The sequence below is a fragment of the Niabella sp. genome, from assembly GCF_030150205.1.
Lineage (GTDB): Bacteria > Bacteroidota > Bacteroidia > Chitinophagales > Chitinophagaceae > Niabella.
The window spans coordinates 74,347-84,958 of sequence record NZ_JASLGT010000032.1 but is presented as its reverse complement, the minus strand read 5'-3'; the positions used below and the strand labels follow the sequence as shown (position 1 = coordinate 84,958).

Genomic DNA, 10,612 nt, shown 5'->3' with positions numbered 1-10,612 from the left:
ACCATCCGGATCGATAAACCGTACCGGATTATCAAAAGCATAATTGTAAGGAGAAAATCGCCGCATTTGATCAGCCAAAGGGTCTGCAACATGCCACCTTCCGATCTGTGCATCGTAATACCTTGCTCCGTAATCATATTGATCTAACCCCAGGTCCTGTTGCAGCTCCTTACCATTATACAGCTTCGCATTTCTTAAAGAAGCTGTGGTCGCCAGGGTAGAGATCCCTTTCATCGTTAATCCAAAAGCATAGTAGTGCGTTTCCTCTAACAGCGTCCCATTCTCTTGTAGCATCATCCGAACATTTCCTAAATGATCATGCAGGAAATAATCATAAACAATACCTCCACCGTTATCCGGACGTATTCGCCCCTCTTGCATACCGATGTGCTGCAGCACATCATTTTCAAAGATCATTCCACCCAGGTAGGTAGTGATTTTTTGCGGCTGACCTATTTCATTGACCGTCTTACTCAGTTTGTTACCCGCTGCGTCGTATTGATAAACAATCGTTCCTCTACCGGCTATCGTTACCTGCTTTGGTAAATTTAAGATATTATAGGCAATATTTTGAATGTTCTTGTTTTTATCCTGCGTCAGGTTGCCGTTTGCATCATAGCTGTAATCATCGTCCACATTTGTTCCGTCATTAAAATCACCCAGGGCATGCGTACGCGTATCCCCCGCGTTATCCGTTACCCGGGCCAGTTTATTGCTGCCCGGCTGGTAGGCATAAGCCAGCTGATCAATCAATATCGTGCTGCCACCAGCCAGTCCCCACTGGCTCATGGCTTTAATATTGCCATTTAAGTCATAAGCGCCATTGTTGGGATTAAGTGGATTTCCATCCCCCATTTGGCTGGTAAAATCGATAGCCGTTTTAATAAAGGCCGCACCACTTGCCTCCTTAAAGTCGGCCTTCATTAACCGGTTGGCCACATCATAGCTGTATTCATAACGGCGTATAGGGGCTCCGCCCTGTTGTCCCCGCCAGGTCATGCCCGCGATATTGCCGTTGAAATAACGGGCACCGGTGGTGCCCCCCAGCCCGGGATATTGATCATAATTGAGCTCGAAGCCGAAATGGCCGCCGCTTCCGCCCTGTGCATAGGTCCGGTTCACGCCCAGCAGCCAGCCCCGGATATTGTATTCATAGCTTTGCTGCTCCAACCCCGTTGTTCCATTGGCATCGGTGGGTTGCAGGCTTTTGACGGTAAGTTGCCCCAGGGCATCATATTTATTGATGGCGATCACCTTCTCCGCACCGTTTACCCCTACGCCATTAGCAGTACCATTTACCTCCTTTGTGGTCTTTACCAGCCGGCCCAGGGCATCATAAGTATTACGCGTAATGGTCGTTACACTGGCTGCCGCCGCGCCGGGGCTTTGCTGCCGGCTTACCATTACCAGCGGCTGCCCGCCCCAGCTGTATAAACTGGTCCCAATATCCAACCCATTTTTATGGTTGGTGCTCTTTACCTGTATGGGCCGTCCCTTACTGTCGTAAATCGTCAGAGTATACAAATATTCACTGGTTTCCAGTTTATTTACTTTTGTACCAGTGACCATTCCCTTGGTTTGAACCTCCTTTACATTTGCCTGCGCAAAAGGGAAACTGCTGGAGGGAACGGCTGCAAAATAAGCGGCATCCCAGCTGTTGTTATAGCTTGCATCAAACCCCGTAACACCGGGGTTCTTAGCCGGATCAGCCAGCCAATCATAATTATCATAAAAGGTTTCCGTTAAGATGCTGGCTATCGCCGGGTTATCCAATGTGGTTTGTGCCGGATACTGCCCGTCATAGTTGGTCGTTCCGCTCAGGGCCATGGCTGCACTCCAATGGGTTTGCGGGTCATTCGCTGAAGGGCCCACACTCCACAGCCCGGTTTTTACCGGACGGTTCAGGTAGTCATATTGGGTATAGTTCCATAAATACTGGCTCCGCAGGTTGCCGTCCTGCGTCATTACCAGCCGGTCCCATATATCATATACCATAAATACATCAGCAGCACCCGGCACCTGTTTGATGATCATCCGGTTGCGCGCGTCGTACTCGTACCGGAAGCACTGCTCTTTTAGCAGGGTTGGGGTCAGCACCCAGCTATAGCTCCCTGCCATGGTGTTAACCCCCTCGGGCTGAATCACACAGCGCAAATTGCCTGGGGCATCATAAATATAATATGTGCACATCCATCCGTCGTGGCCGCTACCCGATCCGTCATCCGCTGCCGCGGTCAACTGTACTTTTTTTAAAACAACCCGGCCTTTTTTGTCTTTATACACAATAACCTGCTTCCCATGCTCATCTTCAGTAATCGTTTTGTGCAGTTCCCCCGTAGCATAAGGCCCGCTCACAATATAGCTGCTATTAATGGCACTGCCGCCGGCGCCATTACCCGGGGCCGCATTTATAACATCCCAGATCAGTACTCCTTCCGTAATCGTATTAATGCAATAGTTGCTTTTCATGCCCCGGTGCGGAACACCATTGGCGGGATCGGCACTCCCTGCCCAGCTTTTTCCGGGAGCAAGCACCTCCTGTGCCCGGCCCAGCGGCGAGGCCTCAAACCGGGTCTGGCTATAAAAATAATCCTCACCCTGGGCACTATATCTACTGCTCAGTGCCGACTGCTGTTCCGTAAAAGGGTTGGTTTTAAAGGAACCGGTGGAGGAGGACGAAGCATAGGGCAGGAATTTATAGGCCTCCCGGCCAACACCATCGAACAATACCGGCGCTACCAGGTCCCTGGCATTGGCGGCATCCGTGGCCGCATTCCCGATATCTGTTGTTATCATCGAGCCTTGCTTCTGCACCGTTTGCAAGGGCCGGCCCAGCCCGTCTACATACTGCGTGACCTCTTTGACTTCTGTCAGGGGCCTGGAGGGCAACGCATTCTCATCCGCTGTTGGAGCCGTGGTGGTCCAGGTCCGGATATAGTTCAGCGGGGCATTGGCATCGTAGGTCGGGAGACTTGCGGGGCGCTGAGCAAACAGGTTTAAACTATATAGCATCCCCAGGATCAACAATGATGATAATTGGCGGAACTGGCACATAATGATTTATTTTTAAATTTGTATCACCAACGGTTGGCAACAGTTAAAGAAAAATCTCTTTGATAAAATCGGTTAATATGGGAAAGCGCCCACCATTACCTCATACAGCTGTCCGGCTACAAGGACCACCTGATCCCCGTTTTTGAAATTCTTATAGGCAGAAAGATTACTAATATCAGATACCACGAATTTGAGTCCCCCTTTGTCATAGCGCTGATCGGCCCCTACACGGATACTGATCTTATAGGTGCCGGCGGGGATATGTGCGGTAAACTCCGCTACCGGGTCGTTAATTTGCGACTTGCACTTAACGGTTGCAACCACAGCGTCATTCAGAATAAAGTCTACATAGTACAACGGGTAGATGCCATCACTGGGATCAGTAAGATATACCACGGCAACATCAGCCGTATTATTGGAAGGCGGTACGTCTGGAACAATGCTACCGGATGGCGTTTCAGCTTCCTGCTGTGCAAAAATATCGGCCGTGGACTGGTCATTTAAATATTTGCCGCCTTCCACTATTTTATTATAAAAATACCAGAAACCTGAACCGGCGACATTATGAGAATACATCATCGGAACATTAACCGTCTGTTGCCAGGTAGCCTGCACGGAACTTCGGTTCAACACATTATACCTGTACTGATTTAATATATTGCCATCATGGTCTTTCTTGCGCACTAACCGACCGATAGGATCATATTCAAAATAAGTAATTTTGGCATCTGCGGTAGTATGGCTGCTTACCCCTACCATGGGCCGGTAGGTATAAATGTCTGCCATTACATTCGGCTGGTTCAAGCCGGATAATAGGGTGCGGAGACCGATATCACTGGTGGGATTAATGATCTGCGCATTGGATTTATAAGAAGCCGGGATAAAGGCATAGCGTTGTCCCTTCAGCTCCGCAACAGGATATACATACTGGTATCCCCACAGGTAGGAAACCGGTAGCCCATCTTTGCCTATCAATTCCAGCAGATTTCCGTACTGGTCATATTCCGGAAAGCGGGTAACTACCTGTAATGGCTGACCGTTTACAGAACTGCTGATACTCGCCGGAGCTATTACCCCCAGACCTACTGAAAAATTATTGTATTCCGTTTTACGCCGGCTTATTTCCACGTTACCTGCAGGAACGTCGGTTTCTATTTCTTCCACGGGTAAGCTTACCATATTACGCCCTGCCATGGCATCATATACCGGCGTGCCGCCAAAATTATACGCATATTTTACCTGCTTTTCTATTGTATGCCCTTTACTATCTGTTGTAGTTATTTTTGAAGGATTCAAAAATGGAAGATGATCATAGCTAAATGAGGTTACTGTTTTTAAACTATCTGTATCTGAATAAGACAACTCCGAAACCTGGCTGGGCAGTAATCGGCCCACCGGTATACCATATTCACCAAACATAAAATCAGTCAAATTAAACAATGAACTATTTCCAAAATATTCAGAGGTACTGTATAAGTCAAATGGATTCCCGTAATAGTCTCCGGGGCCAACCGAATATAACGTACGTAAAAAAGAATAATTTACCCGAATCTGCTGGGGCAATGTATATCGTGTGTAACCGAACTCCTTTTTATGAACCAGCTTATACAGCGCACCCAGTTCATACGACTTTGCAGCTGGGTTAAACTTATATTGCTTTATCGATTTTTGTGCCCCGATCATCCATTCGGCACACAGCCGGTTTATATTTGTGCCCCCGATACGGCGGCTAGGGCTTTCTGCATACTGGCGCACCTCATAGTTATCAAAAAAATCACCCGGGGCGTAGTACTCATATACCGTCTTCCCGGTTTCTTTACCAAGGTCCTTGTTATACTCTGTTACTTTTTGATAATAAATGGGGCGGCCATTACCATATGTATAATCCAGGATGGAAGCTGGCTGGTAAGTAGTCTTCTTTTCAACCGTTTTTATTTCCATGCCGGTTTTACTGTTGCGCGGATTACCATCACCCGATCTTAAATAGGCCAAATCCTGCACAAGGCCAACGGCCCCATAATAAAACGCCCCATCTCCCCTGGTTAATTCAGGCTGATTCATTGTCAGACCCGTACCCTCTTCCAACATCCCATACCGGTAGTATTTTTGCCCCAACAGTTTACCGTTTTCATCATGGGTATTAATGCTACGGATGCGTAGGCCGCCTGCAAACTGGGGCAGGGTTTCGGTCACTCCACTTCCGGCATTCCAGCTAAATACCTGGTTATACTGGTTGGATTCAAAGTTAAAATCCGTAAAGCCACCGGTCGGATACACAATCCGTTTTAAGACCCCTGTTTTCATCATGGCCTCATTCGGAAGCTCTGCAGCATTGTTTCCTGTAACAGTCACCGGGATATTAGTTGCAAAGTTTGTACAGCTGAAATGACCATCCCGGAAGAACTTTGCCTCGTTTATCTTAATAGTAGGCAACGCCCACAAGCTGGTACCGGTATTGTTAGCGTATGCAATCTCCATCGTATTCCCATTCCGGTATCCCCAGGCATCCTGTCCCTTTAAATGGTTACCAAAACAGAACCGGGATTCATAGCCAAACGTGTAACGTTCATAGGTGGTTCCTGTGTTTTTAATATGCAGGGAATCCAGGTATGAAGTACCCTGAAAATTAAACCCATTGTACAACTTCGATTCCGTAATATATAGCGGCGCTGTATACGATTGGTAGAATTGTATGGTTTTTATCTCCTCATTGAAGGGGCCCAGTACCTGGATACCGGTTAACCGGTCTGCACCAATAAATTTGATCTTGCCCCCCCTGAAGCTAATCTCATCAACCGATATACCATATACATCCTGCCAACCACGATTGGTTGTTTCTTTTTTTTCATACACAGCATCCATCACATGGTCACTGGCATCGAGATACAGGGCATGAAAATAAGATTTAGGCCCATTACCAAAAACAGCCATATACTTGGGTGTGGCAACACCTTCAAGCCCCACCTGTATATAATCAAAGTCTGTGGTCTGATTCATAGGATACTCATTGGCCTTTGCAAAAACAGTCGGACAGGGCTTTTCATTATCATAGTACTCCACATAATCAATATAGCTTCTGTATGTTGTCATCGTTTTGGGCGTATAGGTAAACGTAAACTCTGCAACCCCCTGCGCACTCTCTATTTTTTTGCATTTCCAGGCAGAACGTTCGCCACCGTTTCCATTATTTGTAAATTCCAACCCCTTTGAAGCATACTGACTCACATCTATACTCCCTCCCGGCTCTCCAAAATAATATTTTGTACCATCCGTATCTGTAATAATGAACTGCCCGTTATTATATTGAATTCTTATATTATCATAAGGAACCGGCACAATACTATACCCGGTACCATTATCATTCTTCTGGAAATAAAATGATCCGGACTTATTCAATAATTTATAGTTAAACTTATCCGGTGCTGCATCTTTTTCCCCGGTTGCCAAAAAGTAATTCTCCAGATAGGTATCCGGATAGGCACAGGTAGTGCAGGTATATGGATTGGCGTAAAATGTTTTTACAAGCGAATTATTAATATACCCTCCGGTTTCAAAATCGCTCTTCCCATTTACGGTGCGCGTAATCTGCAAATCACTGCTCAACGACCAACCCAAACCGGACCGGGTGGCTTGTTCATTGATCCGGAATCCCCCTGCGTGATATACCAGCTCGATCGGCAACTTCATATTTCCCACTGTTACTTCATAAAGCGGAATACGGATATCCGGCAAACCGGTATTATAATCTATGGGGTAGTTTACTTCTTTTGCTAACGCCGCCGCTTCCGGCGTTACGGGCGTAAATTTATTTTCCTGCCCCACCGCAATGGAATAGCTAAAAATCGAAAAAAATTGTAGTAAAAATGCAACTTTGGCTCTCATGGCTTTCATTTTTCAATGTTTATAATTTTCGTTCCCCAAGGGCAGTGGTTTCTAAATACATTTACATTTCTTTATTATAAGGGCACATAGGATTTACCCTGCCTTAAACCTATGGCAATACCAACCTTAAACCGGCCAACATCTAATACTTAAAAAATCGTTATTTTAAAAGAAAATCACTCATTCAATTATTTGGTTGTTTATCATTGTACTTCAGTCGAATTTCCTCTATGTCGATGAACCAAAATTAAGAACCGCTTCAAAAGCAAACAATAGGTAATTATGCGTATTTATGGCACTACTTTTCAAAACCAACGCCGGTTATCAAGAACGGGTTCTATATCATTACTTACATCTAAAACTTCAATTCAACAATACGTACAAATACTTATTTTCCCAGCTATTCCGTTTTGGAATTTTTATTACTAAAATCGAAATTCGGTCCAGCGTTCACTTAAAACCATGAGAATATCTTTTGCTCACTAAAACTCTTGCCATGATTACATTAACAACTGCTAGTTATCATTTAGCTAAAAAATGCCAGGCCCTCATTTCAAAAACCCTTGACAAAGACACGACCATCAGCAACTGGAAAGATGTCGAAAACCCCGAACGAAAATCTGATATTATATTTATCATTTCCAAATATGCGGATGATGTAACTATTACGTTCCTGAAAAAAATAGAGCACTCTAACAAGGAAATCATTTTCATCGCAGAAGTGTTTACCTATCCGTTAATAAAAATGCTTTTAAAGCACAATATTTCCGTCTTTATCGGCATGGATGATCTTGATGAATTAACATTAAAAACAGCGACTGCCGCCGTCTCCAACAATGATCTCTATATGTCGAAATCAATCCTTCAGATCTACAAGAGTCCTCCCAAAAATGAATTAAATCATTTAAACTTATCAAACCGGGAGATCGAAATCATACAGTTAATAGGCGAAGAGCTTACCACATTTCAAATAGCCACTCAGTTATATATCAGCAAAAGAACCGTGGATACACATCGTCAAAATGTCATGAAAAAGCTCAATGTGCATAATAATGTCGGTCTGATTAAAGCAGCTATTACAAACAATATTCTGAGTGTACCAATCGGCATTCTTACGCTTCTAAGCATTTAAACACAAAGTTACAAGCAAGGAACTCAGACTCCAGCCCTCTCTGGAAGATCGAAGGCCTCTGAACAAATAACTTCGGATTGAGCCGCTGACCATCACATTACCCCGGGTGATTATAGATGTTTTGCTTATAACCATGCACCCGCCCATGTTTAATATGCAGCATAATTAATAGAACCTACCGCAGTTCCGATGTTTTATCCAGTTCAAAGCAATCGAAGCTTCGCATCGCAAAATCACAAAGATGATCGAGACCTTTCGGCTTCGCTCAAGCGTGACCAATGCATATGATGTCATCGCCACTTTGATCAGGCTCTTTATCAAATACTGCTAATAACAGATGATGTTATAAATTGGAGACGAATCACACTATCGTCGTGCTGAGCACAGCCGAAGCACCCCTGTGATACCGGACGGACCGAAGATCGGGAGACCTTTCGGCTTCGCTCAAGCGTGACCAATGCATATGATGTCATCGCCACTTTGATCAGGCTCTTTATCAAATACTGCTAATAACAGATGGTGTTATAAATTGGAGATGAATCACACTATCGTCGTGCTGAGCACAGCCGAAGCACCCCTGTGATACCGGACGGCCCGAAGATTGGGAGACCTTTCGGCTTCGCTTAAGGTGACGAATGCATACGATGCCATTGCCACGTTGATCAGGCTTCCTATAGCATACTCAGGAAGACCGCCCGATTTTTGAATGTTATTCATAGCCGTAATTTGAATGACAGGTTCGCTGCCCTACCCGTTTTTAAAATTAACAATTCCCGTTTCAACAAATAACTCTTTTTTACTATATTTATACTGTCAATAAAAAATGACCACTATGAAACCATTACAAACCGTACACAGCCCACCTGGTTTTGCCGCCGTTAACGGGCTCCGGGCATAGCCCGGTACCGGGTACTGCATATCACAACCGAAGCAACGCATCCCCGGGAAAACAACGCCGTTACCGGCTTCCTCATTACCCTTAGCAACCGCGCTGACCGCATCCGGAAGACCGGCAGCCAAAGCGATTCTTCACTGCTCTAAATCGATCGCCATGAACCCACCTCGTAGCAAGACCCTGCAACCCTAATCATCATTGCATTTCAGAAAGCGCCGGGAAGCCGGAACATTCCGCTATCGTTTGAATGTACCCGCATACTGCAGCACCCCTGACGGTGCACGGGCTTTCTATTTGTAAAAACGGCCGCAACCCGGCATACCGTCAGCCCCAACCGGCACCGGTAACGGAACCGCCGTGTCATTATTGTGAACCTGGTTTTGTGCATTTCTTTTTTGTTCACAAAAAGCGGTTCACAAACCGCACCATCCATCATCACGAAAAACGTTTTATCATGATTTTTTTCAGACAAGAAACCCAATTTAACCAAACAGAGCTGGCAGCACTGTTGGGCGTATCAAAAAGTATGATCTCGATGCACGAAAAGGGCGAACGTCCGTTGCCGCTTGAAGCGGAACGGATGCTGCTGGCCCTGCAAAAGACCTGGTCCCTCTTTTTGCAGGAGGGGCCATTACCCGGCCATCATGTTGCAGCAAAACCGGCCGGCTTTGAGCGGCTGCGGTTACTGCTCAACACCTGTACACAAAGGGCTGCAGCCGATGCCGTACGCTACAGTCAGCAAATTGAAAAGATCAGCGATACCCGCAGGGCCCTGGAACAAAAACAACGCTTTCTATACTATTTAATGCAACAGGAAGCCGCCGCAGTTGTACCCCTGCCCGTATTAAAAAACCTGGAACTGGACATCCGGAACCGGATGAAAAACTGTTGCATCGAAAACCAGCGGATCCTTGTTTTTCGCCTGAATTTGTCTACCGCATTACAACAGACCGCCCGCGAGGCCGGCAATGGATTACCCTGAAGGAGCCTGTTAAATATTTTTGAATGCTTGCGGCAACGCTTCGTTTTGGGGAGTGTGCAGCCCTAGGTTTGCTGTATTGTTAACCGGAGCGCTTTCTGCAGCCTGCGGGTACGGTACGGTTCTAACCGGTGGAACCTGCCGGGCCGGCACCCGGGAATAATTCCTGAAGATCCGCGGACAGGATTGGTTTGAGGGCGGCAGCAGGAAGCGCTTCACAAAATTTAAGGTATGACCGATTTTATCCAGGCATTTAAAACCATCACCCAATGCGATCTGGCACTGGCCGCTGCGGCAAAAAAACAAAAGGCGCTGCAAAAGAAGCAACGCAATACAAAGGAGGCCACTGAGCAGTTCCAGGAAACCGTTTCGGGTATCCTGCAGGAAATGACCGGCAGGGAAAAGGACATTGCTGATTATAAACAGCGATTGGCCACGGATCTGAATCAAAAAGAGCGGGATGAAATACAGGACAAACTGGTAAGGGCAGAATATGCCTTATACCAGCTGCAACGCCGCGAACGCAATTATGGCATTGCAGAACTGGCCGGTAAGGACTTCGATCTGGGCGAACTGGATCGCGGGGCAGAAAGCCTGGCTGAATTTATAGCAGCCGTGGAAGCCCGCAAGGCAGCGCTCTAAGGGTATTATGCTTACCCCGCTGCCCCGT

At 46.2% G+C, this 10,612-nt stretch carries 5 protein-coding genes; 3 read left to right on the top strand and 2 right to left on the bottom strand.

Annotated elements, in window-relative coordinates:
* A partial coding sequence (locus Q1V85_RS23405; RefSeq protein ID WP_300604042.1) for a DUF6443 domain-containing protein occupies window positions 1-3,054 on the bottom strand: 3,054 nt, incomplete at its 3' end.
* Window positions 3,055-3,126: 72 nt separating this feature from the next.
* Window positions 3,127-6,936, bottom strand: coding sequence for a hypothetical protein (locus Q1V85_RS23400; RefSeq protein WP_300604040.1), 3,810 nt, complete (start codon window positions 6,934-6,936; stop codon window positions 3,127-3,129).
* Between the two features lie 496 nt (window positions 6,937-7,432).
* Between Q1V85_RS23400 and Q1V85_RS23395 the strand changes: the two genes are divergently transcribed.
* The 3 genes from Q1V85_RS23395 to Q1V85_RS23385 all read left to right on the top strand — a co-directional run bounded on the left by Q1V85_RS23395 (window position 7,433) and on the right by Q1V85_RS23385 (window position 10,584).
* On the top strand, window positions 7,433-8,068 hold the full coding sequence (locus Q1V85_RS23395) for a response regulator transcription factor (RefSeq protein ID WP_300604037.1): 636 nt from the start codon (window positions 7,433-7,435) through the stop codon (window positions 8,066-8,068).
* Window positions 8,069-9,417: 1,349 nt separating this feature from the next.
* Window positions 9,418-9,945, top strand: a complete 528-nt coding sequence (locus tag Q1V85_RS23390) for a helix-turn-helix transcriptional regulator (protein ID WP_300604034.1) — start codon at window positions 9,418-9,420, stop codon at window positions 9,943-9,945.
* A 228-nt stretch (window positions 9,946-10,173) separates the two neighbouring features.
* On the top strand, window positions 10,174-10,584 hold the full coding sequence (locus Q1V85_RS23385; protein WP_300604032.1) for a hypothetical protein: 411 nt from the start codon (window positions 10,174-10,176) through the stop codon (window positions 10,582-10,584).
* The last annotated feature ends 28 nt before the right edge of the window (window positions 10,585-10,612 follow it).

Excerpts from the sequence above, each read along its gene's own strand:
- Q1V85_RS23385 (WP_300604032.1), top strand. The coding sequence starts at position 10,174 with ATGACCGATTTTATCCAGGCATTTAAAACCATCACCCAATGCGATCTG.
- Q1V85_RS23400 (WP_300604040.1), bottom strand. The coding sequence starts at position 6,936 with ATGAGAGCCAAAGTTGCATTTTTACTACAATTTTTTTCGATTTTTAGC.
- Q1V85_RS23395 (WP_300604037.1), top strand. The coding sequence starts at position 7,433 with ATGATTACATTAACAACTGCTAGTTATCATTTAGCTAAAAAATGCCAG.
- Q1V85_RS23390 (WP_300604034.1), top strand. The coding sequence starts at position 9,418 with ATGATTTTTTTCAGACAAGAAACCCAATTTAACCAAACAGAGCTGGCA.